Annotated in this window: 23 protein-coding genes, 1 tRNA gene and 1 other RNA gene; 14 read left to right on the plus strand and 11 right to left on the minus strand. The window is 68.8% G+C overall.

Annotated features, from left to right (window positions below; all coding sequences use genetic code 11):
* Positions 1–32 precede the first annotated feature (32 nt).
* The 4 genes from ACW17X_RS06860 to ACW17X_RS06875 form a co-directional block, all read right to left on the minus strand.
* Positions 33–575: a 5-formyltetrahydrofolate cyclo-ligase gene (locus ACW17X_RS06860; RefSeq protein WP_492100223.1), complete on the minus strand. Its 543-nt coding sequence runs from the start codon at positions 573–575 to the stop codon at positions 33–35.
* Positions 576–629: 54 nt separating this feature from the next.
* A non-coding RNA gene (gene ssrS / locus ACW17X_RS06865) (6S RNA) lies at positions 630–792 on the minus strand.
* Between the two features lie 65 nt (positions 793–857).
* Positions 858–1178 (minus strand): cell division protein ZapA, encoded by a 321-nt coding sequence (locus ACW17X_RS06870; protein ID WP_008263136.1) that lies wholly within the window; start codon positions 1176–1178, stop codon positions 858–860.
* Positions 1178–1456, minus strand: a complete 279-nt coding sequence (locus tag ACW17X_RS06875) for a hypothetical protein (protein ID WP_492100224.1) — start codon at positions 1454–1456, stop codon at positions 1178–1180. Before ACW17X_RS06875 ends, ACW17X_RS06870 begins: the two co-directional genes overlap by 1 nt.
* A gap of 95 nt (positions 1457–1551) precedes the next feature.
* Between ACW17X_RS06875 and tkt the strand changes: the two genes are divergently transcribed.
* The 5 genes from tkt to ACW17X_RS06900 all read left to right on the plus strand — a co-directional run bounded on the left by tkt (position 1552) and on the right by ACW17X_RS06900 (position 7771).
* On the plus strand, positions 1552–3543 hold the full coding sequence (tkt, locus tag ACW17X_RS06880; RefSeq protein ID WP_492100225.1) for a transketolase: 1992 nt from the start codon (positions 1552–1554) through the stop codon (positions 3541–3543).
* A gap of 178 nt (positions 3544–3721) precedes the next feature.
* Entirely contained in the window at positions 3722–4918 is a 1197-nt protein-coding gene (gene purT, locus ACW17X_RS06885; RefSeq protein WP_492100226.1) for a formate-dependent phosphoribosylglycinamide formyltransferase, read from the plus strand.
* A 933-nt stretch (positions 4919–5851) separates the two neighbouring features.
* Complete coding sequence (locus ACW17X_RS06890; RefSeq protein WP_492100227.1) at positions 5852–6337, plus strand: hypothetical protein; 486 nt, start codon at positions 5852–5854, stop codon at positions 6335–6337.
* Complete coding sequence (gene tgt, locus ACW17X_RS06895; protein WP_492100444.1) at positions 6334–7446, plus strand: tRNA guanosine(34) transglycosylase Tgt; 1113 nt, start codon at positions 6334–6336, stop codon at positions 7444–7446. Before ACW17X_RS06890 ends, tgt begins: the two co-directional genes overlap by 4 nt.
* 16 nt (positions 7447–7462) lie before the next feature.
* On the plus strand, positions 7463–7771 hold the full coding sequence (locus ACW17X_RS06900) for a hypothetical protein (protein WP_267515844.1): 309 nt from the start codon (positions 7463–7465) through the stop codon (positions 7769–7771).
* Between the two features lie 36 nt (positions 7772–7807).
* On the opposite strand, the gene ACW17X_RS06905 is transcribed toward ACW17X_RS06900, so the two are convergent.
* From ACW17X_RS06905 to ACW17X_RS06915, 3 genes are all read right to left on the minus strand, one after another.
* A complete protein-coding gene (locus ACW17X_RS06905) occupies positions 7808–8353 on the minus strand; it encodes a hypothetical protein (RefSeq protein ID WP_492100228.1) in 546 nt (181 codons plus the stop codon).
* 273 nt (positions 8354–8626) lie between these two features.
* On the minus strand, positions 8627–9493 hold the full coding sequence (locus ACW17X_RS06910) for an ROK family protein (protein ID WP_492100229.1): 867 nt from the start codon (positions 9491–9493) through the stop codon (positions 8627–8629).
* 24 nt (positions 9494–9517) lie between these two features.
* Positions 9518–9594: transfer RNA gene (locus ACW17X_RS06915), tRNA-Lys, on the minus strand.
* A 95-nt stretch (positions 9595–9689) separates the two neighbouring features.
* On the opposite strand from ACW17X_RS06915, the gene ACW17X_RS06920 reads away from it, so the two are divergent.
* The 8 genes from ACW17X_RS06920 (at position 9690) to astB (ending at position 22449) form a co-directional block, all read left to right on the plus strand.
* The gene (locus tag ACW17X_RS06920; protein ID WP_492100230.1) at positions 9690–10775 is read left to right on the plus strand and encodes a CaiB/BaiF CoA transferase family protein; all 1086 of its coding nucleotides are present in this window, start codon (positions 9690–9692) and stop codon (positions 10773–10775) included.
* 78 nt (positions 10776–10853) lie between these two features.
* Positions 10854–11120: a hypothetical protein gene (locus tag ACW17X_RS06925; protein ID WP_492100231.1), complete on the plus strand. Its 267-nt coding sequence runs from the start codon at positions 10854–10856 to the stop codon at positions 11118–11120.
* A gap of 85 nt (positions 11121–11205) precedes the next feature.
* Entirely contained in the window at positions 11206–13002 is a 1797-nt protein-coding gene (locus ACW17X_RS06930; protein WP_492100232.1) for an autotransporter assembly complex protein TamA, read from the plus strand.
* Positions 12999–17213: a translocation/assembly module TamB domain-containing protein gene (locus tag ACW17X_RS06935; protein ID WP_492100233.1), complete on the plus strand. Its 4215-nt coding sequence runs from the start codon at positions 12999–13001 to the stop codon at positions 17211–17213. The genes ACW17X_RS06930 and ACW17X_RS06935 overlap by 4 nt, the downstream gene beginning before the upstream one ends.
* Positions 17214–17280: 67 nt before the next feature.
* On the plus strand, positions 17281–18531 hold the full coding sequence (locus tag ACW17X_RS06940; protein ID WP_492100234.1) for a hydrolase: 1251 nt from the start codon (positions 17281–17283) through the stop codon (positions 18529–18531).
* Entirely contained in the window at positions 18532–19539 is a 1008-nt protein-coding gene (locus tag ACW17X_RS06945) for an arginine N-succinyltransferase (protein ID WP_492100235.1), read from the plus strand. It abuts the gene before it with no gap.
* Positions 19536–20954: a succinylglutamate-semialdehyde dehydrogenase gene (gene astD, locus ACW17X_RS06950; protein WP_492100236.1), complete on the plus strand. Its 1419-nt coding sequence runs from the start codon at positions 19536–19538 to the stop codon at positions 20952–20954. The genes ACW17X_RS06945 and astD overlap by 4 nt, the downstream gene beginning before the upstream one ends.
* 157 nt (positions 20955–21111) lie before the next feature.
* The gene (gene astB, locus ACW17X_RS06955) at positions 21112–22449 is read left to right on the plus strand and encodes an N-succinylarginine dihydrolase (RefSeq protein ID WP_492100237.1); all 1338 of its coding nucleotides are present in this window, start codon (positions 21112–21114) and stop codon (positions 22447–22449) included.
* Here astB and phhA read toward each other — a convergent pair.
* Together phhA and hspQ are read right to left on the minus strand one after the other, a co-directional pair.
* A complete protein-coding gene (gene phhA, locus ACW17X_RS06960) occupies positions 22446–23321 on the minus strand; it encodes a phenylalanine 4-monooxygenase (protein WP_492100238.1) in 876 nt (291 codons plus the stop codon). The genes astB and phhA overlap by 4 nt on opposite strands.
* Positions 23322–23379: 58 nt before the next feature.
* Positions 23380–23688 carry a heat shock protein HspQ gene (hspQ, locus tag ACW17X_RS06965; RefSeq protein ID WP_492100239.1) on the minus strand — a complete coding sequence of 103 codons (309 nt, stop codon included), beginning with the start codon at positions 23686–23688 and terminating at the stop codon, positions 23380–23382.
* Between the two features lie 146 nt (positions 23689–23834).
* Between hspQ and ACW17X_RS06970 the strand changes: the two genes are divergently transcribed.
* The gene (locus ACW17X_RS06970) at positions 23835–24947 is read left to right on the plus strand and encodes a Ppx/GppA phosphatase family protein (protein WP_492100240.1); all 1113 of its coding nucleotides are present in this window, start codon (positions 23835–23837) and stop codon (positions 24945–24947) included.
* A gap of 46 nt (positions 24948–24993) precedes the next feature.
* Here the strand turns inward: ACW17X_RS06970 and ACW17X_RS06975 are convergent, their stop codons facing one another.
* The gene (locus ACW17X_RS06975; protein WP_492100241.1) at positions 24994–25866 is read right to left on the minus strand and encodes a peptidylprolyl isomerase; all 873 of its coding nucleotides are present in this window, start codon (positions 25864–25866) and stop codon (positions 24994–24996) included.
* A 25-nt stretch (positions 25867–25891) separates the two neighbouring features.
* A complete protein-coding gene (locus tag ACW17X_RS06980) occupies positions 25892–26773 on the minus strand; it encodes a peptidylprolyl isomerase (RefSeq protein ID WP_492100242.1) in 882 nt (293 codons plus the stop codon).
* Between the last annotated feature and the right edge of the window lie 5 nt (positions 26774–26778).

Here is a 26778-nt window from a genome sequence, read left to right on the forward strand (position 1 = left end):
GCGAAGCAAGGTATATGTCAACGACATATCCCTCAGAACGCCCGGTACCCCGCCTCGGTCAGCACCCCGTGCAGCCGCATGTCGTGCGCCTCCAGGCTCATCACCTCCACATGCTGTCCCGCATAGGCGAAGCCGATCCGGATCACATCGGGCCGCGCCGCGAAGGTGCGGTCGTAAAACCCGCCGCCCTGCCCCAGCCGCCCCCCGACCGCGTCGAAAGCCAGCAGCGGCGTGATGATCAGATCCGGCTCCAACACCTCGGCCAGCGGCAGGGGCGCGGGACAGCCTGCGGCGTCCATCTCCAGCGGCTCGCCCGGCGACCAGGCGCGAAAGACCATTGGCGCGTCCCGCTCCAGCACCACCGGTAGGCACAGCCGCCGCCCCGACGCCTCCAGCGCCAGAGCCAGGGCCTCGGTGTCCAGCTCGAATCCCATGGCGCTGTAAAGGGCCACGACCTTCCCGGGCGGCAGGGCCTCGGCATGATCGGCGGCGCGTTGGGCCGCCATCGGATCGGCCTCGGCCAAACCCTTGCGCCGCGCGCGGGCGGCCGACCGAAGTTCGTGCTTGTCAGACATGGTCGCGCTCGGTTGGAGCGCGTCTTACGCGCAAGGCGAAGAAGGGGAAGGGTTGGCGGCGCCGCAAGAACCGTGAAGGGCGTTTAAATCCTCTCGAACCTGGGTAGCCAGGTGGGCTCCATATGCCCAGGCCCTCGAACCCGGACAGGGACAGATCCCTTTGAGTGAATTAAGGTCGCGAGGAAATGTATGCCTTCGACGAGGGCCGCAGCAGGACCCGCCGTCAAACAAGATAGGCGCTGCGCCCCGCCTTCTCAAGCGCCGTGATCAGATCGACCGTGATCAGATAGATTGGGCGATCTTCTCGATCCGCGCCGCCACGGCGTTCAGCGCCTCGGCCACCCCGTCGCTGGTCGGCGGCGCGGCGGCTGTCTGCGGCGCAGGACCCCCGCCCCCGTTCAGGCGCGCCTCGTGCAGTTCGTCCGACAGGATCAGGGCCGACATCAGGAACAGCCGCAGGTCCCCGACATGGCCGACATCCTGGGCCACCTGGCGCACCTGGTTGTCGAACTGTTTGGCCAGGATTCGGACCCGCTCCTCCTGCCCGTCGGCGCAGCCCACCGCATAGGGTCGGCCGTTGACCTCCACCGTCACCGTCGCCATCAGCCGGCCTCGCTTTCGGTCTCTTCGTCGTCCTGATCCAGCACCTCGCGCACCGCCGCCGCCGCCCGCGCCAGGGCCTGCGACGCCTCGCGCCCGGCGGCCTCCAACTCGGCCACGCGCGCCGCATCCGCCCCATTCCCCGCTCTGGGTGCGAACAGGTCGTCGTCGGCGATCGCCGGCGCCGAGGCCGGCCGGGCCTTCAACTCCAGGATCTTGCGTTCAAGTTCGGCCAGGGCCCGGTCGATACGGGCCCGTGCGGCCGTGGTGGCGTCTGCCATCGGTCGCTCCTTATAAATTCCGTATAGAACCCGAGGACGCGCCGGGGTAAAGCGGCGCGCTTCTGAATTTCCGCTTCCGCCGAAAGGTCTTCCCCGTGACCGACGCCAAATCCGCCCCCAAGGCCACGCCCCAGCAGATGGCCAACGCCATCCGCGTCCTCGCCATGGACGGCGTCGAAAAGGCCAAGTCGGGCCACCCCGGCATGCCCATGGGCATGGCCGACGTCGCCACCGTCCTGTTCTCCAAATTCCTGAAGTTCGACGCGAGCCGCCCCGACTGGGCCGACCGCGACCGCTTCATCCTGTCGGCCGGCCACGGCTCGATGCTGATCTACGCGCTTCTGCATCTGACCGGCTACAAGGCCGCGACCAAGGAAGAACTGTCCAACTTCCGCCAGTGGGGCTCCAAGACCGCCGGTCACCCGGAATACGGCCACATGCCCGGCGTCGAGGTCACCACCGGCCCCCTGGGCCAGGGCTTGGCGACTTCGATCGGTTTCGCCATGGCAGAGCGTCACCTCGCCGCCAAATACGGCGACGACCTGGTCGACCACCGCACCTGGGTCGTCGCCGGCGACGGCTGTCTGATGGAGGGCGTGTCCCAGGAAGCCATCGCCCTGGCCGGCCGCTACAAGCTGAACAAGCTCACCGTCCTGTGGGACGACAACGAGATCACCATCGACGGCAAGGTCTCCCTGTCCGACACCACCGACCAGAAGGCCCGCTTCAAGGCCGCCGGCTGGGCGGTCAAGGCCATCGACGGCCATGACATGGACGCGATCAAGTCCGCCCTCAAATGGGCCACCCGCCAGGACAAGCCGACCCTGATCGCCTGCAAGACCAAGATCGGCAAGGGCGCCGCCACCATGGAAGGCAGCCACAAGACCCACGGCGCCGCCCTGGGCGCCGCCGAGATCGCCGCAACCCGCCTGGGTCTGGCCTGGGATCACGAACCCTTCGAAATGCCCCAAACCATCGCCGACGCCTGGGCCAAGGTCGGGCGTCGCGGCGCCAAGGACCGCAAGAAGTGGGAGGCCCGCCTCGCCGCCTCCGGCCAGGCCGCCGACTTCACCCGCGCCATGAAGGGCGACCTGCCCGAGGGCGCCTTCGACGCCCTGAACGCCAAGATCGCCGAACTGATCGAGACCCAGCCGGCCCAGGCCACGCGCCAGTCCTCGGGCGCCGCCCTGGACCAGGTCTTCGCCGCCATCCCCGAACTGGTCGGCGGCTCGGCCGACCTGACCGGCTCGAACAACACCTTCGTCGCCGGCACCCCCATCCTGGACGCGCCGTCCTATGAGGGCCGCTACGTCAACTGGGGCATCCGCGAGTTCGGCATGGCCGCCGCCATGAACGGCCTGGCCCTGCACGGCGGGATCATCCCCTACGCCGGCACCTTCATGGTCTTCTCGGACTACAGCCGCCCGGCCATCCGTCTGGGCGCCCTGATGGGGGTCCGCGCCATCCACGTCCTGACCCACGACTCCATCGGCCTGGGCGAGGACGGCCCGACCCACCAGCCGGTCGAACACCTGGCCGCCCTGCGCGCCATCCCCAACCTGAACGTCTTCCGCCCCGCCGACACGGTCGAGGCCATGGAATGCTGGCAGATCGCCCTGCAATCCAAGACCACCCCCTCGGCCATGGCCCTGTCGCGCCAGAAGACCCCCGCCGTACGCACCATCGCGGGCACGGAAAACCTGTCCGCCAAGGGCGCCTATGAGATCAAGGCCGCTTCGGCTGAAGCCAAGGCCACCCTGTTCGGCACCGGCACGGAACTGGCCCTCGCGCTCAAGGCCGCCGAGACCCTCGAGGCCGAAGGCGTCCCGACCCGCGTCGTCTCCGTCCCCTGTTTCGAACTGTTCGAAAAACAGGACGCCGCCTACCGCGCCTCGGTCATCGGCCGCGGCACGATCCGCGTCGCCGTCGAGGCCGCCATCAAACAGGGCTGGGAAGGCTTCATCGGCGAAGACGGCGCCTTCATCGGCATGACCGGCTTCGGCGCCTCCGCCCCCGCCGAAGTCCTCTACGACAAGTTCGGCATCACCGCCGACGCGGTGGTCGCGGCGGTCAAAGCGCGACTGTAATCTTCGTCATCCTCCGGCAAGCCGCGAAGCGGCGCAGACCGGGGGACCCAGCGGCGCGCGAGAGCGCGAACCTGTCGCGCACGCTGGCCGTTGGTCTTGTTGAACCATTTCGCCTTCGGCGCCGCTGGGTCCCCCGGTCTCGCTGCGCTCGCCGGAGGATGACGAAAGGAACACGTCGATGAATCTCGGCACCCCCCTCTCCGACACCGCCGTCCGCGTCATGCTTCTCGGCTCCGGCGAACTGGGCAAGGAGGTCGCCATCGAGCTGCAACGGCTCGGCGTCGAGGTCATCGCCGTGGACCGCTATCCCAACGCCCCCGCCATGCAGGTCGCGCACCGCAGCCACGTCATCCCGATGACCGACCCCCAGGTGCTGAACGGCGTCATCCTGGCCGAGGCCCCGCACTTCATCGTGCCCGAGATCGAGGCCATCGCCACCGAGGTCCTGGCCGATATCGAGGCCGCCGGCCTGGCCGTGGTCATCCCCACCGCCCGCGCCGTGCAACTGACCATGAACCGCGAGGGCATCCGCCGCCTGGCTGCCGAGGACCTGGGCCTGCCCACCAGCCCCTACGCCTTCGCCGGTTCGGCCGAGGAACTGGCCGCCGGCGCCGAGACCGTCGGCTACCCCAACTTCGTCAAGCCGGTCATGTCCTCGTCGGGCAAGGGCCAATCCTTCGTCGAAAGCCCCGATGAAATCGTCGACGCCTGGACCTATGCGCAAGACAGCGGCCGCGTCGCCGGCGCCCGCGTCATCGTCGAGGGCCGCATCGGCTTCGATTTCGAAATCACCCTGCTGACCGTCCGCTCGCGCGCCGCCGACGGCTCGACCCGCACGGACTTCTGCGCCCCCATCGGCCACCGCCAGGTCAAGGGCGACTATGTCGAGAGCTGGCAGCCCCAGGCCATGACCCCCGCTGCGCTCGCCGCCTCGCAAGACATCGCCGGCAAGGTCACCGAGGCCCTGGGCGGTCTCGGCGTCTTCGGCGTCGAACTGTTCATCAAAGGCGATCAGGTCTGGTTCTCCGAGGTCTCGCCCCGCCCCCACGACACCGGCCTCGTCACCCTGGCCAGCCAGACCCTGAGCGAGTTCGCCCTCCACGCCCGCGCCATCCTCGGCCTGCCCGTCGACGTCACCCAGCGCGAACCCGCCGCCAGCGCCGTCATCTACGGCGGCCTGGAGGCGCAAGGGATCGCCTTCGAAGGCGTCGCCGAAGCCCTCTCCGTCCCCACCGCCGACCTGCGCCTCTTCGGCAAACCCGAAGCCTTCGAGCGCCGCCGCATGGGCGTCGCTGTCGCCCGCGGCGCCGACGTCGATCAGGCCCGCGAACGGGCCCGCGAAGCGGCGGGCCGCGTTAAAGTCGTGCGAGGCTAAACAGACCGCCACAAGCTCACCTCCCCGTTCGCGAAGGCGAACGGGGAGGACAGGCGGGAGCGTCAGCGAACGCCAGGAGGGGGCGACCCGGTGTCTGAAGCTGGTCCGGTCATCACCACCGCCAGCGTCGCCCCCTCCTGGTCGCAAGCGCGACCTGTCCTCCCCCCGCGCCTTCGCGCGCGGAGAGGTGACGCCAGCCTTCCCCCTCTTTCGTCATTCCGGGCGAAGCGCAGCGGAGACCCGGAACCCAGCGGCGCGCGAGAGCGCGAACCTGTCGCGGACTCGCTGTTCCAACATCGTGCGGCTTACAGATTTCGCCTTCGGCGCCGCTGGGTTCCGGGTCTGCGGGCCAAGCGGCCCTTCGCCCGGAATAACGAAAGAGAAGAGGCTGCGCGCACAATGACGCTGCCTCGACCTCAAAGAATACAACGCTCTAACAGAATCTCACCCCCCTCTTCTAACCACCCCTCAAAACGCGCGCATACTCCTGTCGGTCTCGTCGCTAGGAGGGCTCGTAAGGCCTGCGACCTTGCGGCGGCGGGAGCGTAGGGATCAGGGGCGGGGGTGGGATTCCCCCGCGCCGCATGACGGTGCATCGGTGGGCTCATCCCGCGCAGAAACGTCGGCGGAGGACTCGGGGTTAGGAACCCGGTCGCACTCGGGACGATCCTTCGCAGGGATCGCCGACCTGACGCAGGCCATGGGGAAGAGGCATCACAACTGCCGCTTCAATATCCCCGGCCGGCAGAAACACCCTGCGCGCGGAGCGTCTGTCTTCGTCGAAACGGTAAAAACTAATCCATCCCGGGCGAGGCCCGGCGCTCCGTCCTGCCCTCCACACTTCGCAGCGAAAGCGCGTCGGCGCCTCCGCTTGACCTGTAGCCTTCCGCCGCCCGAACCCTTAAATGCCGTCCCCTGACGAAAGATCGCCCCGTGAGCCCCGACGACTTCGACCTCGATCTCCCGCAAGACCTTCAGGACGGCCTGATCGCCGTCGGCGAGGCCGCGCGCGATCTGGATCAGCCGTGGTGGATCTTCGGCGGGGCGGCCATGGCCCTGTACGGCCTGCCCGACCTCCACGTGCCCGACATCGACGTCCTGTGCGCTCCGCGCGACGCCCGCGCCCTGCTGGCGGCCCTGGACGGACAGATCGTGCCCGATCCGGGCGAAGGCCTGTTCCGCTCCACCGTCTTCGGCCGCGCCCCGGACCAGCCGATCCTGGTCGAGGTCATGGCCGGGCTCGAGACCCGCGACGGCGCCGAATGGCGACCGGTCGCCTTTACGTCGCGCCGTCCGGTCTTCATCGACGACGTCGCTCTGTTCGTGCCCGATATCCGGGACCATATCGCCCTTTATCGCCTGTTCGGCCGTCCCAAGGATCTGGCGCGGATCGAACAGCTTGAACGACTGATCGCCTGATGCCCTTCCCCTTCGAGATTTCCGCCAAAGAGGGTCGCGCCCGCACCGGCGTGCTGAAGACCGCGCGCGGCGACATCCGCACCCCGGCCTTCATGCCCGTGGGCACAGCCGCCACGGTCAAGGCCATGACGGTGGACCAGGTCAAGGCGACCGGCGCCGACATCATTCTGGGCAACACCTATCACCTGATGCTGCGCCCCGGCCCCGAGCGGATGGAGCGTCTGGGCGGGCTCCACAACTTCATGGGCTGGGACAAGCCGATCCTGACCGACAGCGGCGGTTTCCAGGTCATGTCCTTGGCCGGAATCTCGAAGGTGAAGGAAGAGGCCGTGACCTTCTCCTCCCATATCGACGGCTCCAAACACGTCCTGACGCCCGAACGCTCGATCGAGATCCAGGCCGACCGGATCGGCGCCGACATCTCGATGCAACTGGACCAATGCGTCTCCTGGCCGGCCGAGCGGGACGCGGCGCAAAAGGCCATGGAGCTGTCGATCCGCTGGGGCGCCCGCTCCAAGGCCCGGTTCGGCGAGCGGGAGACCCAGGCCCTGTTCGGCATCCAGCAGGGTTCGACCTATGAGGACCTGCGTCGCCAGTCGTCGGACCAGCTTCAGGAGATCGGCTTCGACGGCTACGCCATCGGCGGTCTGGCCGTCGGCGAGGGCCACGACGCCATGTGCCGGGTGCTGGACTACGCCCCCGAGATGCTGCCCGCCGACCGGCCCCGCTATCTGATGGGGGTGGGCAAGCCGATCGATCTGGTCGAGGCCGTCTATCGCGGCGTCGACATGTTCGACTGCGTCCTGCCGACCCGCGCCGGTCGCCACGGCCAGGCCTGGACCTGGGACGGTCCGCTGAACCTGAAGAACGCCCGCTTCGCCGAGGACCAGGATCCGCTCGATCCCGCCATCGACGGGCCGTCGTCGCAATATTCCAAGGCCTATCTGCACCACCTGATCCGCGCCGACGAAATCCTCGGCAAGGTCCTGCTCAGCTGGCACAATATCGCCTTCTACCAGGCCCTGACCGCCGCCATGCGCGCCGCCATCTCGGAAGGCCGGTTCGAACAGTTCCGCCGCGACTTCCACGCGCGGCATGTGTCGAACTGACCCCCGGAACCATTTGATGCGTATCGAGAAGTCAGGCTTCCACGCCTACAACACCTATCTGGAAGAGCCGCCCCGCGACGCGGGGAACGAGACGGCCCTGCACCGCCACGTCATCATCATCGGCGGCGACAAATACTCATTCTTCGCCCACTGGTCCGGCAAGTTCGCGCACAAGGGCGAACGGATCTCCTTCACCTGGGACTGGGACCGCACCGGCGAGTTCCGCAACATCGACAAATCCTCCTTCGAGGCCTTCGCCAAGGACGGCGCGGTTCAGATCAGAGGCGATCGCACCGACAAGCGCCGGCCTGCCGGCAGACGTTAGATACTGTCGGTCGTGGATCGAACGGCCAAGCCGCCCCTACCGCTTCGGTCGGAACCAGCTCGGCGCCGCCGGGGGAGCGCAGTTCCTCTGCATGCCGATCCCCTTCAGGAAGGCCCGCCGCATCCGCCCCGACTGGATGGCCGACTGGACATGACGACTATGCTGTTCGGCCCCGCTCAGTTGGCGAATCCAGCTGCGGCCCGGAATGAAGTCGGTGGTCGTGCCGCGGATGGCGTCCAGCGTCGCCTTGGCCGCCGCATCGGCCGCCTGTTCGCTGCGATAGGAGCCGTCCTGGCGCGGCGGTTCGTCCGTGTCGGGCCCCAGGGCCTCGTCCAGCCGCGCCACCTCGGCGCCGATGGTGGTGCACTGGTTCAGATTGCGCAGATCATAGGGATTGGCTTCCGCCTGCAGCAGGACGGTCGGAATCAGCTGGCGCCGCAGATTGAAGTCTTCAAGCGGCGCGGTGACCGCTTCGCCAAATCCAGCGCCCACCTGTTCCGCCCCGCCCATGGCGGACCGGCCGGCGTTGCAGCTGGACAGGACGAGGGCGGCCGCGAGGACCGGCAAGAGGATCGGCTTCATCCGGCCTTTAGAGCACGCAAGCCGCTCCGATCAAAACATCCGGGCCAGGCCTGCGACCATGACGCCCCAGGCGAGCAGGCTGAACACCAGGCCCAGGGCCAAGCCTCCCGCGAAGTCGAATTCGTGATGTTGATCGTGTCTCATACTCGCTCCCTAGGGTCTTTTTTGTTTATCCCCGGAGCTAATCCCAAAATGGGCCGATCTGCAATCAGGCTTCTTACGGATTATCCATCACGAAACCGTCGTCTTCGCCCGCAGTCGGCCCGGCAGGGGTCAATTCACTACATCCCGCGCCATCAGCATGGCCCCGTCCAGCCCGGCGTGCTCGCGCTCGGCGGCGACCAGATAGCCGCCCTCGCCCATCACGACCGCCGCGCCGTAGCCGTTGATCCGGCCTCGCGCCGCCGTCTCAACCTCGGCGATCAGCCCAGGCGTGGACATCACGCCGCCGCCCATGACGATTCGGTCGGGGGACCAGGCGAACACCAGGCCGGCGACCAGCTGCCCCAGATAATCGGCGGTCACGGTGCGGACCTCGTCCGCCTCTTCCAGCCGACGCCCCGCCAGCCGGGCCTGCACCGCCGGTCCCGCGGCCAATCCTTCGGCGCAATCGGGATGGAAGGGGCAGGCGCTGGGCTGGACGTCGCCCTCGGCCCGACGCACGAACATATGCCCGATCTCCGGGTGCAGCGCCCCCTTCAGGGTCCGGCCGTCCACGCACAGCCCGCCGCCGATCCCGGTCCCCACAGTGACATAGGCCACGGCCCGGGCGTCGCGCCCCGCCCCCAGTCGCGCCTCGGCGACGGCGGCGGCGTTGACGTCGGTATCCACGGCGAAGGGCGCCTCGAAACGCTCCGACAGGGTCTTCGCCAGATTGAAACCGGTCCAGCCCGGCTTGGGCGTCGCCAGCATCAGGCCCCGGTCAGGCGAGGCCGGATCGACCACCAGCGGGCCGAAACTGGCCACGCCCAGTCCCGCCACCGTCCTGTCGCCCACCGCTGCGATAAGGGCCTCCACTGCGGCCTCGGGCCGACCTGTGGCGAATCGCCCTTCATCCAGCACGGCGCCGGCCGCGTCCTCGATCCGCCATACGATCTTGGTCCCGCCGGTCTCGACCGCGAAGAAGACAGGCTGGCTCATCTGGGGCCCCAAAAAAGGAGAAAATGGTACGTCCTCTCGGGCTCGAACCGAGGACCCTCTGATTAAAAGTCAGATGCTCTAACCAACTGAGCTAAGGACGCACCGTGCGACGTCCGGGGCTGGCCCGAACCGTCGAAGGGCGCCTTCTGTTGCAATCCGCCCTTCCGGTCAAGACCAGGTCTGCTACTCGATGCACATGAAACCGCTGAACGGACTTCGCATCCTCGAATTCGACGGCCTGGGGCCGGTCACATTCGCGGGCATGATGCTGGCCGACCTGGGGGCCGAGGTCCTGCGCCTGACCCGTTCGGCCTCGGCCGGCGCGTCCCCCTTCGACGAGGTCGGCGGCGCCCTGCTGCACCGGGGCCGGACCGCCGTCCCCGTGGATCTGAAATCCGAATCCGACCGCGCAGCCGTCCTCGCCCTGGCCGACCACGCCGACGCGGTGATCGAGGGCTTCCGACCGGGGGTCATGGAAAGGCTGGGCTACGGCCCCGAGGTGCTCCAGGCGCGCAATCCGGCCCTGGTCTACGGTCGGGTGACGGGCTGGGGCCAGACCGGGCCGCTGGCGAACCAGGTCGGCCACGACCTGAACTACATCGGCCTGACCGGCGTGCTGCACGCCATGGGCGAGCCGGACCGCCCCCCTTCGCCGCCGCTGAACCTGATCGGCGACTATGGCGGCGGGGCCATGATGCTGGTCACCGGCGTCCTGGCGGCCCTGCTTGAGGCAAAGACAACGGGTCGGGGCCGGATCGTCGACGCCGCCATGACCGACGGCACGGCCCTGCTGGGCGGCCTGTTCCAGGCCCTGCACGGCCAAGGCGTCTGGAGCGACCGCCGGGGCGCCAACCTGCTCGACGGCGGCGCGCCCTTCTATCGCTGCTACGCCTGTCGAGACGGCGGCTTCGTCGCTGTCGCAGCGCTGGAGCCGCGCTTCTACGCCGCGCTGTTGCAGGGTCTGGACATCGAACCGTCCGCCGCCCCCCAGTACGACACCGCCGCCTGGCCTGCGCTCCAGGCCCGTTTCGCCGCCCTGTTCGCCACCCGCGACCGCGACGACTGGGCCGCGCATTTCGCGCAGACCGAAGCCTGCGTCACCCCCGTGCTCACCTTCGCCGAGGCGCCGAACCACCCTCACAACCTGGCTCGCGCCACATTCGACCAGGGCCTGCCCGCCCCGGCGCCCCGCTTCGACGGCCCGGCGCCGCAGACCGCTGCAACGCCTCCTCTCGCCTCGCTGAACGACGCCCTGTTCGCCTGGCGCCCGGAGGCGGGATGACCCCCGGCGTTTTCGGCGCTATGGAACGAGACGACGCCCAAGGCGTTGAAACGGCCGACACCCTGGGGACCTGGTTTGATGAGACGCTCGATTTTCGTTCTGGCCGCGACCGCACTCGGCGTGCTGGCGCTTGCGGGCTGCGACGACTTCCAGTCGGGTTCGCAGGACGACTACGCCGATGTTCCGCCGATCGAAGAACAAGCCCCCTCTGCCGAGGACTCGGCCGAACCTGTCGTCGCCCCCGAGGTGACCGATCCCGCCCCTATGCCTACGACGCCTCTCCCGCCGGAAGAGCGGACGTCCGAACAGTCGGTTCAGCCCGAAAGCGAAACCTTGTTCTATTGAGGCGCGCCACGTCGTCGCCACATCGGCACGCCAGGGCCTATACCGGCGCCGACTTGGAGTTCGCGCCCTTGACGAAAGCTAGAGTTTGACGTTCCGGCCCACCCTGTTTCTCGCCGCCCTGGCGACCTGCAGCCTCGCCGCCCAGGCCGCCGCCGCCGACCCGCGCGCCGCCATTCGCGGCGACATGGACGCCGAACTGCGCCGTCTGCTGGAACGGGCGGTGGGCGAGGTGGACGGCGCGCCGGAAAGCCGCTTCGAAGCCCGCCGACGCGCTCAGGGCGCCCTGTCCGCCGCCGAGGCCCTGCTGCGCTCTGAAGCCTATTACCAGCCGGTGCTGGAAGATGTCGTCGAGGGCGAGGACCGACCGTCGGCCATCATCGCCGTCCAACCCGGCCGTCGCTTCCTGCTCACACAGCCGACCATCTCCTGGATCGAGACCGCTCCCGACTCCGACAGCGCCGCCGACGCTCTGGAGGCGATCGGCCTTAAGCCCGGCGATCCCGGCCGAGCGGTGGACGTCATCGCCGGCGAGGGCCGGGCCGTGGCGACCCTGTCCCGCAACGGCTACGCCGACGCCAAGGCCGAAACACGCCGCGTCGTGGTGGACCACGCGGCCTTCACCGTCGCCCCTGAATACCGCATCAACTCCGGCCGGCTGGTGCTGCTGGATGGGGTCGTCCTGCAAAGGGCCGGACGCACCAATTCCGCCTGGGTCGCCGGACTGGCGCCCTGGACGGAAGGCGAGCGTTACGACCCGGAAAAGGTCGCCGAACTGGAGCGCCGTCTGCTGGACACCGGCGTCTATGACGGGGTCGGCGTCGCCCTCAGCCCGATCGATCAGACCAATGCCGACGGCCACCGGCCCGTCATCGTCAATCTGACGGACCGTCCCCGGCGCGTCATCGAGGCCGGCGCCACCTGGTCGACGGCCGAAGGCGCGGGCATCGACTTCATCTGGACCCGACACAATCGCTTCGGGCGTGCCGACACCCTGCGGCTCGAGACCCGTTGGGCCGACATCGACAGCCGCATCGGCGCCGACCTGTCCCTGCCCCACTGGCGCAAGCCGGGCCGGACGCTGAAGCTCAGCGCCGGCGTGGTCCAGGAAGACACCGACGCCTATGAACGCACCGCCCTGGTGCTGGCGGCGGAACTGCAACAGCGGATCGGCCGGACCTCCTACTTCAACTACGGCCTCGGTCTGGACGCCGGTCAGTACAACGAGAACCGCTACGACTACACCTCGGTCCCGCCCAGCGCGGTGACCTTCGACCGCGACCTGGCCATCGTCACGGGCCGGACCAGCGCCTATATCGACAACTCGAACGACCCGCTGAACCCGACCAAGGGATGGCGAATGACGGTCTCGGTCCAGCCCACCGCCGTGGCGGGCGAGGACACCATCCTGTTCCTGCGCAGCGAGAGCCAGGCCACCGCCTATCTGCCGCTTCAGGACCAGGCCCGCACCGTCCTGGCCGGCCGCGTCCGCATCGGCGCCATCATCGGCGGCGACGAACTCAGCGTGCCGTCCGACCGTCTGTTCTATTCGGGCGGCGGCGGCTCGGTGCGCGGTTACTCCTATCAGGGCGTCAATCCGGAACTGCCGGACCAGACCCCCCGCGGCGGCCTCTCACTGTTCGAAACCTCGCTGGAGGTGCGTCACGACATCGGCCAAAGCTTCCAGGCCGTGGCCTTCGTCGACGCGGGCGCCGTCGGCTTCCAGGAAACGCCAAACTTCAGCAATATGCGCTACGGCGCCGGGGTTGGGGTGCGCTACAAGCTGCCGTTCGGTCCGATCCGCGCGGACATCGCCGTGCCTCTGGACAAGCGCGACGGCGACTCGGCCTTCCAGATCTACATCAGCATCGGGCAAGCGTTTTGACCGAAGCCCCGCCCGAGACTCCGACTGAAACCGCAGCCGCCGTGCGCAAGAAGCGCAGCCTGCCGCAGCTGCTGGCCCTGATCGCCGGCAGCGTGATCGGCGGCCTGCTGGTTCTGCTGGCCATCGCCCTAATCGGGGGCCGGATGTACATCGTCTCCGACGCCGGGCGCGAACTGGTGACCGGCTTCGTCCAGGGCCAGAAGATCAGCCGCTATGGCCGGATCAACGTCTATGGGCTGAAGGGCGACCTGTTCGACGACTTCACCCTGGACCGTGTCACGGTGACCGACCGCGACGGGGTCTGGCTGGACGCCCGCAACGTCCGGGTCGACTGGTCTTACTGGCCCCTGATCACCCGCCGGTTCCACGCCACCGAGATCAGCGCCGGCGTGATTCAGGTGATCCGCCGCCCCATCCTCGACGCCCCCAGCGGCGAACCCGGCGGCCCCCAACCCATCGACGTCGATATCGACCGCTTCTCCGCCCGGGTCGAACTGCTGGAAGGCTTCTCCAAGGAATACGGCCGCTGGAACCTCGCGGGCGACGTCAGCCTGCCGCGCCGGGGCGCCAAGAGCGCGACGGTCAACGCCGACAGCCTGAACCGCCCCGGCGACTATCTGCGGCTGACGGCGACCTTCGGCGGCAAGCTGGAAGAAACCCGCGTCAACCTTCGCGCCAACGAGGCCGACGGCGGCCCCTTGGCAGGTGCCATGGGCTATTCGCCCGACGAGCCGTTCTCGGCTGTCGCCCTGCTGAACGCCGATATGGTCCACGCCAAGGTCCAGACCGGCCAGTTCATTCCCCTGACCGTCGACGGCAAATTCGGCGAAAACGGCTCGCGCGTGTCCGGCTATTTCGACTTCAGCGGGTCGGACCTGTTCGCCCCCTTCATCGAACGCGTCGGCCGCACCGCCCGCTTCGGCTTCACCATGACGCCCACCAGGGACGAGGCCTATCAGCGCGTCGGCTGGAAGCTGACGTCCGACAATATCGCCTCCGAGGCGAACGGTCTGATCCGTATGTCCGACCGCAGTTCCCCAGAAGGGATCCAGCTCGAGGTTCAGGCCGCCTCGCTCAGCAAGCTGGTCGGCTCTGACGTCGCCGGCCCCGCCGCCTATTCCGGCCTGTTCAAGGGCGACGCCGAGACCTGGACCCTGCAAGGCCAGGCCACACTATTGAACGCCAACCTGGCCAGCTATCGCGCCACCCGTATCGCCGGACCGCTGAACGTCCAGGTCAAGAACGGCCGCATAGATCTGGACGGCGACATCCGCGCGAACGGCGGGTCGACCGAGGGCCTGATCGGCGGTCTGCTCGGCGCCGCCCCGCGCGTGCAGCTCGAGGCCGCCCGGATGAAGGACGGGGCCATCCTGCTGGAGAAGGTCGATCTGCAAGGCCAAGGCCTGACGCTGAAGGGCTCCGGCTCCCGCAATCTGCTGGGCGGCATGGGCTTCCGGGGCGAGGCCCAGCTTACCGACGCCTCGCGCGTTCTGTCGGACGCCAACGGCGCCTTCGGCGGCCCGATCCGCGCTTCGTCAGCGAAGACGGGAGCGCCCTGGGTGCTGAACTTCGACGGTCGCGGCCGCAATCTGACGCTCGGAATGGACGAACTGGATCGCCTGCTGGGCCGCACGCCCCGCCTGCAACTGGCCGGCAGGCTGAACGGCGGACGGATCGAGGTCGAGCGGGGCGAACTGACCGGCGCCGCCGGCCGCGCCGGCGCCAAGGGCCTGATCCAAACCGACGGTCGGCTGGGATTGGCGCTGAACTGGAACGCGCGCGGACCGTTCGCGGCAGGCCCGGTCGAGATCGGCGGCGACATGAACGGGCAAGGCTCCCTGACCGGAACCCTGTCGCAGCCGCGCGTCGATCTGACCGCCGGCTTTGACAAGGTCACGGCCGGCGGTCTGACCCTAACTGACGCGGACCTGATCCTCAGCTTCCGCCGCGGCGCCGACGCCTCTGATGGTCGGATCACTGTGACCAGCGGGTCGAACTATGGTCCGGCCCGCGCATCGGGGAACTTCTTCCTGGGCGGCGACCGGATCCGGTTGACCGACCTCGACGTCAACGCCGGCGGCGTCACGGCCCAGGGCGCGGTGGCCCTGTCGGACAATATCCCCTCCAGTGCGGACCTGACCTTCACCGCCCGCACCGGCGCCTTCCTCGCCGCAGGCGAAGCCAATGGCCGCATCCGCCTGACCGAGGGCGGCGGATCGGACAGCGCCATACTGGACGTCAGCGGCCGCAACATCCGTCTGGCCGGCCAGAGCTGGAACATCCGCACCATCGACCTGGACGGTCGGGGCACACTAAACAACCTGCCTTTCACCCTGGCTCTGGACGTGGGCGGCGGAAACCCGGCGCAGTTCAACGGCACGGGCGTCTATTCACGGCGCGGCGACGCCCAGACCCTGACCCTGCGCGGCGGCGGTCGGGTGCGGGAAGTGGCCTTCACGACCCGCAGCCCTGCGTCGATCATCCTGGACGGCGCCACGCGGACCGCCCACCTCGACCTCGGCGTCGGCAGCGGCGTGCTGCTGGCCGATCTGCGCCAGGACGCCCGCACCGCAATCATCCAGGCCGACTTGACCAGCGTCGATCTGCAGACCCTGTCGCCGCAACTGCGAGGCCGCGCCACCGGCCGCGTGGCGCTGCGGGGCGCCGGCGACGACCTCTCTGGCGCGGCCAATGTCACCCTTGAGGACGTCCGCAGCATCGACGCCCCGCGCGGTCTGGCCGTCGACGGTCGTCTGGATGCGACCCTGATCAACAACAGCCTGACCATCAAGGCGACGGCTACGGACGAGGATGCGGTCCAGGCTTCCGCCGACCTCGTCCTGCCGGTCGAAGCCTCGGCCGCCCCCTTGCGCCTGGCCATCGCCCGTCAGCGGCCGATGTCCGGCGCCGTCTCGATCAATGGCCAGATCCAGCCGATCTGGGACCTCTTCCTCGGCGGCGAGCGCAGTCTGGCGGGACAGGTGGCGGGTCAGGCCACGATCGCCGGCACCCTGGCGGCTCCGCGCCTGAACGGCCGGTTTGACCTGACCCAGGGCTCCTACCGTGAAAAGAGCGTAGGCTTGGTGCTCGGCGACCTGAACCTGCGCACCAGTTTCGACGACACCGTCGCCCAGATCGAGACCTTCACCGCCAATGACACGGCCGGAGGAACCGTCACGGGCCAGGGCCGGATCGGCCTGCGAGAAGGCTCTGGATCGACGGCGCGGCTGACGCTGAACCGGTTCCGCGTGATCGATAACGACATCGGCGAGGCGCGCGCCTCGGGCCCGATCACCATCGTTCGGGGCCAGGACGGCAATATCCAGCTGTCGGGCGAGATGACCATCGACGAAGCGCGTATCGAGCCTGAGGTTCCGGGTTCGACCGGGATCGTCTCCATGGACGTGGTTGAGATCAATCGCCCCGGCGGCGATCCGGAGGAGACGGTGACTCGCCGAACCGGTCCGCAGATCGGCATGGACATCAGCCTGCGTTCGACCGGCGGCAAGGTGCGGGTCAGCGGGCGCGGCCTGAACGTCGTGCTCGACGTCAACGCCCGGGTGCGCGGCACCATCGCCCAGCCCCAGCTGAGCGGCACGGCCAATGTGGTCCGCGGCGACTACGAGTTTGCGGGCAAGCGGTTCATCTTCGACGACACCGGCCGCGTCACCCTGTCCACCGATCCGAAGCAGATTCGCCTCAACCTGTCGGCGACGCGGGAGGACACCTCCCTCACGGCCTCAATCAATGTGACGGGCACGGCGGACCAGCCGCAGATCGCCCTGACCTCGACCCCCGCCCTGCCCCAGGACGAAATCCTGTCGCAGGTGTTGTTCGGCCGCTCGGCCTCTCAGCTGTCGCCGTTCGAGGCGGCCCAACTGGCGGCGGGCGTCGCGGCCCTGGCGGGCGGCGGCGGGTTCGACGTGATCGGGAACCTGCGCGAACTGGCCGGGCTCGACCGCCTGTCCTTCGGCGGCGAGGCCTCGGCCGTCACCGTCGCTGGCGGCCGCTACATCACTGACAACGTTTATCTGGAGGTCATAGGCGGCGGCGAGGGCGGCGCGGCCGTGAAGGTCGAGTGGCAACCGCGCCGCAACCTGGCCATCAGCTCGCAGTTCGGCGGCCAGGGCGACACCAGCCTGTCGATCCGCTGGCGCCGCGAAAGCCGTGAGGCCGGCCAGCGCGCCGACCGTCGCCCGAACCGAAACTAAAGCCTCAGCAGCCCGACGTGCCGCCCGCGACCTTCACCTTTGGCCCCGCGACGGCTAGAGTCCGACGATGCGGATTCTGACCACGGACCAGGCCGTCCTCGACCACGTCGCCGCGCGACGCGAGGCGATCATCGGCCGCACCATCGACTGGGCCAATATCAACTCCGGCAGCCGCAACGCCGCGGGACTGAACGCCGTGCTGGACGCGCTCGAGGCCGAGGCGAAGACCCTGCCCGCCGTCGTGGAACGCATCCCGACCCAGGGCTCGACCACCGTCGCCGACGACGGCTCGGTGCGGACCGAAGCCCACGCCGACGCCCTGAAGATCACGGCTCGTCCCGAAGCGCCGATCCAGGTCGTCCTGACCGGCCACTACGACACCGTCTTCCCCGCCGAAAGCCGTTTCCAGACCGTGATGACCCGTGCTGACGGCGCCCTGAACGGCCCTGGCGTCGCCGACATGAAGGGCGGGATCAGCGTGCTGCTGGCCGCCCTTGAAGCCTTCGAAACCCACCCCGACCGACACGGCGTCGGCTGGACCGTGCTGCTCAGCCCGGACGAAGAAATCGGCTCGCCCGCCTCCGCCCCCCTGCTGACCGAACTGGGCGCGCGCGCCCATGTCGGCCTGACCTATGAACCGGCCCTGGCGGACGGCACCCTGGCCGGGGCGCGCAAGGGCAGCGGCAACTATCACCTGATCGTCACGGGCCGCGCCGCCCACGCCGGTCGCGCCTTCGACGAAGGCCGCAACGCCGTCGCCGGGGCCGCCATGATCGCCGCCGCCCTTCACGGACTGAACGGCCAGCGCGAAGGCGTCACCGTGAACGTCGCCAAGATCTCGGGCGGCGGCGCCCTGAACGTCGTCGCCGACAACGCCGTGGTTCGGTTCAACGTCCGCGTTCCGGACAAGGCCGCCGCCGACTGGATCGACGCCTCGGTCCGCGCCATCGCCGCCCAGCCGCCGTTCGAGGGTCTGACCCTGGACCTCCACGGCGGCTTCACCCGCGCCCCCAAGCCCATGGACGCCGCCCAGACCGCCCTGTTCGAGGCGGTGAAGGAAGCCGGCGCCCTGCTGGGCCAGCCCATCGCCTGGAAGCCCTCGGGCGGCGTCTGCGAAGGCAACAACCTCCACGCCGCCGGCCTGCCCAATATCGACACCCTGGGCGTCCGGGGCGGCGAGATCCATTCGGACCAGGAGTTCGCCTGGTCCGACAGCTTCGTCGAACGCGCCCAGCTCAGCGCCCTGATCCTGTGCAAGATCGCCTCGGGCGAGATCGACGCGGCCAAACTCAAAGCCCTGCGGATGGAAACCCTCTGAATGCTCGTCGTCCGTCCCGCCGGCCCTGCCGACCTCGACTATCTGCTGGAACTGGCCATCCTGTCCGGCCCCGGCTTCACCAGCCTGCCCGAAGATCCCGACGTCCTGTCCGATCGGCTTGAACTCAGCCAGGCCAGCTTCCGCGGCGAGGTCGCCTGGCAGGAGGCCTGGTACACCCTGATGCTGGAAGACGGCGACACCGGCGACATCGACGGGGTCGGCTCGGTCAAGGCGACGGTGGGCCTGAAACGGCCGTTCTTCTCGTTCCGCGTTGTGAACAACACCGCGTCCTCGCCGTCCATTGGCGTCAAGCTGGATCACCAGACCCTGGTGCTGGTCAATGAATGCACCGGCTGGACCGAGGTCGGCTCGCTGTTCCTCAAGGCAGACCGGCGCAAGGGCGGCGCGGGCCGGCTGCTCAGCCAGTCGCGCTATATGCTGATCGGCGCCCAGCCTGAACTGTTCGCCGAGAATGTGCTGGCCGAACTGCGCGGTGTCTTCACCCCCGACGGTGCCTGCCCCTTCTGGGACCATGTGGCGCACAAGTTCTTCCCGATGGAGTTCGACGACGCCGACCGGATGACCGGTTCGACGGACAAGCAGTTCATCCTCGACCTGGCCCCGCGCCACCCGATCTATACCGAGCTTCTGCCGGAACCGGCGCGCGCCGTGATCGGCAAGGTCCACCCCCAGGGCGTGCCCGCCATGGCCTTGCTGGAGAGCGAGGGCTTCCGCCCCAACGGCCTGGTCGACATCTTCGACGCCGGTCCCACCGTGTCATGCGGGCGGGACAATATCCGCACCGTCCGCGACGCCCGCCGCCTGACGGTCGAGGTCGTCGATACAGTCCAGGCAGAACTTCCGGCTCTGATCTCGACCAATAGCATCGCCGCCTTCCGCGCCGTTCGCGCCAGGGCTGACATCGACGGCGACATCGCCCACCTGACCGCCGAAACCGCCGCCGCGCTGAAGATCAAGGCCGGCGCCATCGTCCGCGTGAAATCATGACCCTGTTCAAATCCACCGACCCCGCCACCGAAGCGACCAACTGGGAAGGCGAGGCCGCCAGTCCCGCCCAGGTCCAGGCCGCCGTTGACGCCGCCCGCGCCGCCTTCCCCGCCTGGGCCGACGCCCCCCGCGCCGAGCGGATCGACGCCGTCAAACGCTATCAGGCCGTTCTGAAGGACCACGCGCCCCAGATCGCCGAAGCCATCGCCCGCGAAACCGGCAAGCCGCTGTGGGAGACCAAGACCGAAGCGGCCGCCATGATCGGCAAGGTGGACATCTCCATCCGCGCCTATGACGAACGCACCGGCGAACGGACCAGCGACACCGCCTTCGGCCGCGCGACCCTGCGCCACCGTCCACACGGCGTTGCGGCGGTGCTGGGCCCGTTCAACTTCCCCGGCCACCTGCCCAACGGCCATATCGTCCCGGCTCTGCTGGCCGGCGACACCGTCGTGTTCAAGCCGTCGGAGGAGACGCCCCTGGTCGGTCAGGTCATGGCCGAGGCCTTTGCCGCCGCCGACCTGCCGACCGGGGTGGTCAATGTGGTCCAGGGCGGGCGCGAGACCGGCGCCGCCCTGCTCGACGCCGGGATCGACGCCCTGATGTTCACCGGCTCAGGCGCGGCCGGCGCTCACTTCCGCCGCAAGTTCGCCGACGATCCGCACGTCGTCCTGGCGCTGGAGCTGGGCGGCAATAATCCTCTGGTCCTCTGGGATGCGGCGGACGCCGAAGCCGTAGCGGGCATAGCGGTGCAGTCCGCCTTCATCACCACCGGCCAGCGGTGTTCCTGCGCCCGTCGCCTGATCGTGCCGGAGGGCGCGCAGGGCGACGCCATCATCGAAGCTATAGCCGCCCTGTCCGACCGCCTGGTCTTCGGCCCGTGGGACAGCGACCCCGAACCCTACGCCGGACCGCTGATCTCGGCCCGCGCGGCGGAGGCGGCGTTGAAGGCGTTGCAGGACCGGATCGACAGGGGGGCCAAGGTCATCCGCGCCTCGGGGCCCATCGCCAACCTGCCCGGCGCCTTCGTCAAGCCCGCCATCATCGACGTGACCGGGATCGACGTCCCCGACGAAGAGATGTTCGCCCCCTTCCTGTCGGTGATCCGCGTCCCCAGCTTCGACGCCGCCATCCAGGCCGCCAACGCCACCCGCTACGGCCTGTCCGCCGGCTTGGTCAGCGACGATCCGAAGAACTGGGACCACTTCATCCGCCGCATCCGCGCCGGCGTGGTCAACTTCAACCGTCCGACCACCGGCGCCGCCGGGGACATGCCCTTCGGCGGCCTAGGCGCCAGCGGAAACCACCGCCCCAGCGCCTATTACGCCGCCGATTACTGCGCTTATCCGGTCGCCAGCTTCGAGGCAGACGCAGTCGCGAACATTGAAGGCGAGATCAAGGGGTTACGGTCGTGATTCCTTCTCCCCTTGCGGGAGAAGGTGGCCCGCGCAGCGGGTCGGATGAGGGGTTTCTCCCTGCCGGCCGCCTGCGTGACCCCTCACCCGCTCGCGCCAGGACGACGGCTTGCGCCGTCGTGCGCGACCTCCCTCTCCCGCAAGGGGAGAGGGCCGAATGACCCCCGCCGTCGAAGCCAATGCCGACGGGCTGATTGGGCCGACCCACTCCTACGCCGGTCTGTCGCCGGGCAATCTGGCCTCCAGTCTGAACAAGGGCGAGGCGTCAAACCCGCGCGCCGCGGTGTTACAGGGGCTCGACAAGATGAAGACCCTGGCGGACCTGGGCCTGCCCCAGTTCGTCCTGCCCCCCCACGAGCGGCCGAACATCCCCTTCCTGCGCACGCTCGGTTTCACCGGCTCGGACGCCCGCGTTCTGGAACGGGCCTGGAAGGACGCGCCGTCCTTCGCTGCCGCCGCCTGTTCCGCCTCGCCCATGTGGGCCGCCAACGCCGCGACCGTGACCCCCAGCGCCGACGCCGCTGACGGGCGGGTGCACTTCACCCCCGCCAACCTGATCACCAACCTGCACCGGTCGCTGGAACACGAGCAGACAAAGCGGGCGCTGGACGCCCTCTTCCCTGATGCCGAGCGGTTCGCGGTTCATGACGCCCTGCCCTCGGTCGCCCATCTGGCCGACGAAGGCGCCGCCAATCATGTTCGCCTGTGCGCCGAGCATGGGGCGCCCGGCGTCAATCTTCTGGTCTGGGGTCGAGAGGCGTTCACGCCCTGGGACGGTCCCTACCCCGCCCGGCAAACCCGCGAAGCCTCTCAGGCCGTAGGCCGTCGCCATGGGGCGAGCGGCGTCGTCCTGGCCCAGCAGTCGAAGGCCGCCATCGCCGGCGGCACCTTCCATAATGACGTGGTCTGCGTCGGGGCGCTGGACACCCTTTTCTTCCACGACCTCGCCTTCGAGGACACGGCCGGTACTCAGGACGCCATCCGCCGGGCGGCCGAAGGCCTTTTCGACCCGATCTTCGTCGAGGTCTCGTCGGCCGACCTGCCCCTGGCCGATGCGATCAGCTCCTATCTGTTCAACTCGATGCTGATCCAGATTCCGGGCGAGGATCGTCTGACCCTGATCTGCCCGACCGAGACCCGCGACAACCCGCGCAGCCATGCGGTGGCGCAATCCCTGGCCGCCTCAAACGGTCCCATCGGCCAGGTCCGTTACGTCGATGTGCGCCAGTCGATGCGCAACGGCGGCGGGCCGGCCTGCCTGAGGCTGCGGGTGGTGCTGAACGAGGCGGAACTGGCCGCGACCAATCCGGCGATGCGCTTGACGGACGCTCTGCACGCCGAGTTGTCGGCCTGGGCCAACCGCTGGTACCGCGACGAACTGCGCCCCGCCGACTTGGCCGATCCGGCTTTGCTGGACGAAAGCCGGGGCGCGCTGGACGCACTGACCGCGATCCTGAACCTGGGCGGCGGCTTCTATCCGTTCCAGCAGGCTTAGGCCGCGAACCGCCCCCCCTTGGCCGCATAGGCCTGAGTGCCGCGCGTGAAGACCTGGTCGCTGGGAAGAACGGTCTCAATCGGCAGATCGGCCTGACCTTTCAGGGCGTCATAGACAGGCCCGAAGTCCTTCAGCGTCTCGTCCTTCAAAGCCTCCAGGCTGTCGATGACGAAATAGACCTGCTGGAAGTCGTCGATCCGGTACAGGGTCCGCATCACCCGCTCCAGGTCGAAGCCGAGACGGTTCGGCGAAGGGTCTTCCAGAGCAAAGACGCTCTCGGTCGCCGACGAGACGATGCCTGCGCCATAGATCCGCAGGCCATCCGCTTCCTTCATCAGGCCGAACTCGACCGTGTACCAGTAGAGCCGCGCCAAGTTCGGCAACATGCCCAAACCGGCCGCCCGCTGTCCGCCCTTGCCATAAGCCTCCATATAGGCGGCGAAGTCGGGGTCGGTCAGCATGGGCACGTGGCCGAAGACGTCGTGGAAGATGTCAGGCTCTTGCAGATAGTCGAGCTGATCCGGCTTGCGGATGAACTGGCCCGAGACGAAGCGGCGGTTTGCCAGGTGATCGAAGAAGACCTCGTCCGGCACCAGACCGGGCACGCAGACCACGGTCCAGCCGGTCAGGGCCTGAAGCTTGGGATTGATGACCTCGAAGTCGGGAATGCCGCCGGCGTTCAGGTCCAACGAGTCGAGCCCGCGCAGGAAAGCGTCGCACGCACGGCCGGGCAGGATCTTCATCTGACGGGCATACAGCGTGTCCCACGTCTGATGTTCAACTTCGGTATAGGCGGCCCAGTTCTGGGGGATGGTCCAGTCGGCGGCCGCGCCTTCGGGCGGCTGTTCGAAGACGTGTTCGAAGTCGGACATGGGACGCTCCTCTTTTGCCCCATCCTAACGCCCGGTCAGCGCCCGTTCAAAGGCCTGGTCAGTGAATGGCTTCGTGCAGGGGGGCGTGATGGCCTTGAGCATCGACGGTGAACCAGCGTTGGGCGTCGTCGGGCAGCAGGACGGATTGGCCGTCCTCCAGCACGCCCTCGGCGGCATAGGCCACGAAGCCGCCGTCCTCGCCCAGGGCGAAGACGCGGTAGAAGGGTTGGTCCGGCGAAACCGCGCCTGTGTCGACCGCCGGGCCTTCGTAGGCGGGATCCACGTCCATCACCACGCCCCGGAAGGCGTCGTCGCGGTGGCGGACGATCTGGCCGATGGCGAAACGGGCTGTAAGAACCTGGGTCATGGGCTTCTGATACGCTCGGCGCGATGACCCCGATCCCTCCAGGCTGTTCATCTTCCTGACAGAATGGCTTGGCGCGGACGATCTTGGCGGGCTAGGTTGATCGGGACGGGCGCCGCTTTGGACCGCCCACATCGGAATGACGGCCCATGCCGGAGACCCACGGCGCGCCCCGGAGGCGCGACGAGCGGTCCCAGCCTTCCCGCGAGCGGGATGCGTCGGGTCGGGATGCGCAACTCTATGGCGCGCTCGATCTGGGGACCAATAATTGCCGGCTGCTGATCGCGCGGCCGTCCCGCGACGGCTTTCGAGTGGTCGACAGCTTCAGCCGCATCGTGCGGCTGGGCGAAGGCCTGTCCCGCACGGGACGGCTGGACCCGCGTGCGATGGACCGGGCCTATGACGCCCTGGCCCTTTGCGCCGACCGGATCGTCAGGAAGGGCGTCGACTCGGTCCGGCTGAGCGCGGTCGCCACCCAGGCTTGCCGCGCGGCCGAGAACGGGGCGGAGTTCATTGATCGGGTGCGTAAAGGCACCGGGCTGCGGCTGCGGATCATCGATCCGGCGGAGGAGGCGCGGCTGGCGGTCGAGGGCTGCCTGAACCTGATCGACCCCCGAGCCGAGGGGGTGGTGATCATCGACGTGGGCGGCGGATCGACCGAACTGTCCTGGCTGAAGCGCGAGGGATCGGACTGGAAGACCACCGACTGGATGTCCGCGGCCCTGGGGGTCGTCACCCTGGCGGAGCGGCATCCGGAGCCGGAAGGGGCGGGCGAAGCCCAACATGAGCAATGGTATGAGGCCATGGTCGCCGATATGGGCGCGGCCCTGGCCGGGGGCGGGATCGAGGATCCGGGCATGCTGGACCTGCTGCGGCGGGACAGGGCGCATCTGATCGGGACCTCGGGCGCGATCACCAGCCTGGCGGGCATCCATCTGAACCTGCCCCGCTACAATCGCGACCGGGTCGATGGCCTGTGGATGACGCGCGGCGACTGCGAGGCGGCGGCGGAGCGGCTGAAGGTCCTGGGGCCGGACGGGCGGGCCAAGGAGGCCTGTATCGGGCCGGACCGGGCCGATCTGGTCCTGGCCGGGGCGGCGATCCTGGAGGCCATCCAGCGGGCCTGGCCGTCGGAGCGGGTGCGGGTCGCTGATCGGGGCCTGCGCGAAGGCCTTCTGTTGCAGCAGATGCGGGAGGACAAGAAGCCGCCCAAACGGCGCAGGCGGCGTAGGGGCCGGGGTCGGGGGCAGCCAGCGACATAACCCATTGTATTTCATCCCCATTTTATGGAGATGAGACAAGGCGGGGTCAGCCCGGCGTCGCCATCCGCACCGGCACGTCGATGTCGCAGACCGAGAAGTCCGCGCCCTTGGCCTGGCGCGCCTGGTCGATCAGAGCGCGGAAGGTCGGCGATGTGGTGTTCAGCATCTGCACCGCCGGGCGTTCAGTGGCGGGCAGGTCGGAGGCCAGGCGGACGCGGGTCATGCGGTCGGGATCGACGACGACGCCGCTGGGCTCGGGGCTGGCCTTCAGGGCGCGAACGACTTCCAGCCCCACCACCACGCGGCCCCAGACGGTGTAGCGCTTGTCCAGGGCGGGATAAGCCTGGCGCATCAGGAAGAACTGGCTGTTGGCGGTGTCATTGCCCTCGTCGCGGGCCATGCCGGCGACGCCGGGGCAATAGAGGCCCCAGCCGTGGACCTTGCGGTCGGCCGTGCCCGCCATAAGGGCGTCGGGCTGGGTCTGGACCGGGACGGAATGATAGAAGCCGATCAGGGCGCCGGCCGGCGCGGCGGCGGGGGTGAAGGCCATGTCCGGGCCACGGCGGAAGGTGAACTCGGCCTTCAGATCGGGATACCAGCTCTGGCCGTCGCCGGTGCCCAGGGGGTCGCCGGTCTGGGCCATGAACCAGTCGATGACCCGGTGCCAGGCCAGATTGTCGTAGAAGCCGCGCGAGGCCAGAAGCTTGATCCGCTCGACATGGGCCGGGGCGATCTCGGGGGCCAGCTCGACTAGGATCCGCCCCTTGGTCGTGTCGATGACCAGCAGATTATCGGGGGCCACGGCGCGCCATTCGGTCGGACCGGGCGGGGGCGGCGGAACGGCCGCCTGCTGAGCCAGGACGGGGCCGGACACCAGAGCGGTCAGCCCCGCCGCGATCAGTGCGTTTCGAACCTTCATAGCCCCTGCCCCCTCATGAAATCCTTTAGCCGCCGACGACCTCGGCCACCGGCTGGACGTCGCAGATGCTGAAGCCGCCGCCGCGTGCGGTGCGGGTGGCGGCGATCCGTTCGGCGAAGGCGGCGCTGGCGGGGTTCAGCACCCGCACGGTGGGACGTTCGCCCTCCGGCAGGGCCGAGGCCATGCGGACCCGCGTCATGACGTCGGGGTTGGCGACCTTGCCGTCGTCGGCGTCGGAGCCCGTGTTCAGCTTGTTGACCACATCCAGGCCCGAAACCACACGACCGAAGGCGGTATAGACGCCGTTCAACTGATCCCGGTCGCCCATCATCAGGAAGAACTGGCTGTTGGCGGTGTCAGGCGCGCCGGCGCGGGCCATGCCCAGGACGCCGGGGCAGAACAGGCCGTGGGCGCCGACCTTGAAGTCGGCGGTGATCATCATCTGGGCGTCGGGCTGGGTCTCGACCGGCAGAACGCCGACCAGACCGCGCACGCCCTGTCCGGCGTTGGGCACGACGACGAAGCCGGCGTCGCGGCCGCGGCGGAAGTTGAACTCGGCCTTCAGGTCCGGCAGTTCGCTGCCGCCCTCGCCCGTGCCCTGGGGGTCGCCGGTCTGGGCCATGAAGTCGGGGATGACGCGGTGGAACTTGAGCCCGTCATAGAAGCCCTGGTTGGCCAGGATGCGGATGCGTTCGGCGTGGGCGGGGGCGGCGACCGGCGTCAGCTCGACCAGGATTCGGCCCTTGGGAGTGTCGATGACCAGCAGATTCTCGGGGGCGACGGTGCGCCAGTCCGCAGCGGGAGCCTGAACCGGGGCTTGGGCCGGGGCCTGGGCCACGGCCGGAGCCTGGGTCGCAGCCGACGCCAGAAGAGCGGCGGCGGCCGCCGCGATCACACCAAGACGCATTGACG

It is taken from the genome of Brevundimonas sp. FV1ye4L, assembly GCF_058681255.1.

Bases quoted from the DNA above. Each gene is read 5' to 3' on its own strand.
- ACW17X_RS06905 (WP_492100228.1), bottom strand. From the start codon at position 8,353: ATGAAGCCGATCCTCTTGCCGGTCCTCGCGGCCGCCCTCGTCCTGTCC.
- purT (WP_492100226.1), top strand. From the start codon at position 3,722: ATGAATCTCGGCACCCCCCTCTCCGACACCGCCGTCCGCGTCATGCTT.
- ACW17X_RS06970 (WP_492100240.1), top strand. From the start codon at position 23,835: ATGCCGGAGACCCACGGCGCGCCCCGGAGGCGCGACGAGCGGTCCCAG.
- ACW17X_RS06900 (WP_267515844.1), top strand. From the start codon at position 7,463: ATGCGTATCGAGAAGTCAGGCTTCCACGCCTACAACACCTATCTGGAA.
- phhA (WP_492100238.1), bottom strand. From the start codon at position 23,321: ATGTCCGACTTCGAACACGTCTTCGAACAGCCGCCCGAAGGCGCGGCC.
- ACW17X_RS06975 (WP_492100241.1), bottom strand. From the start codon at position 25,866: ATGAAGGTTCGAAACGCACTGATCGCGGCGGGGCTGACCGCTCTGGTG.
- ACW17X_RS06870 (WP_008263136.1), bottom strand. From the start codon at position 1,178: ATGGCGACGGTGACGGTGGAGGTCAACGGCCGACCCTATGCGGTGGGC.
- ACW17X_RS06940 (WP_492100234.1), top strand. From the start codon at position 17,281: ATGCGGATTCTGACCACGGACCAGGCCGTCCTCGACCACGTCGCCGCG.
- ACW17X_RS06920 (WP_492100230.1), top strand. From the start codon at position 9,690: ATGAAACCGCTGAACGGACTTCGCATCCTCGAATTCGACGGCCTGGGG.
- ACW17X_RS06910 (WP_492100229.1), bottom strand. From the start codon at position 9,493: ATGAGCCAGCCTGTCTTCTTCGCGGTCGAGACCGGCGGGACCAAGATC.
- ACW17X_RS06945 (WP_492100235.1), top strand. From the start codon at position 18,532: ATGCTCGTCGTCCGTCCCGCCGGCCCTGCCGACCTCGACTATCTGCTG.
- ACW17X_RS06875 (WP_492100224.1), bottom strand. From the start codon at position 1,456: ATGGCAGACGCCACCACGGCCGCACGGGCCCGTATCGACCGGGCCCTG.
- hspQ (WP_492100239.1), bottom strand. From the start codon at position 23,688: ATGACCCAGGTTCTTACAGCCCGTTTCGCCATCGGCCAGATCGTCCGC.
- astD (WP_492100236.1), top strand. From the start codon at position 19,536: ATGACCCTGTTCAAATCCACCGACCCCGCCACCGAAGCGACCAACTGG.
- ACW17X_RS06925 (WP_492100231.1), top strand. From the start codon at position 10,854: ATGAGACGCTCGATTTTCGTTCTGGCCGCGACCGCACTCGGCGTGCTG.
- astB (WP_492100237.1), top strand. From the start codon at position 21,112: ATGACCCCCGCCGTCGAAGCCAATGCCGACGGGCTGATTGGGCCGACC.
- ACW17X_RS06860 (WP_492100223.1), bottom strand. From the start codon at position 575: ATGTCTGACAAGCACGAACTTCGGTCGGCCGCCCGCGCGCGGCGCAAG.
- ACW17X_RS06980 (WP_492100242.1), bottom strand. From the start codon at position 26,773: ATGCGTCTTGGTGTGATCGCGGCGGCCGCCGCCGCTCTTCTGGCGTCG.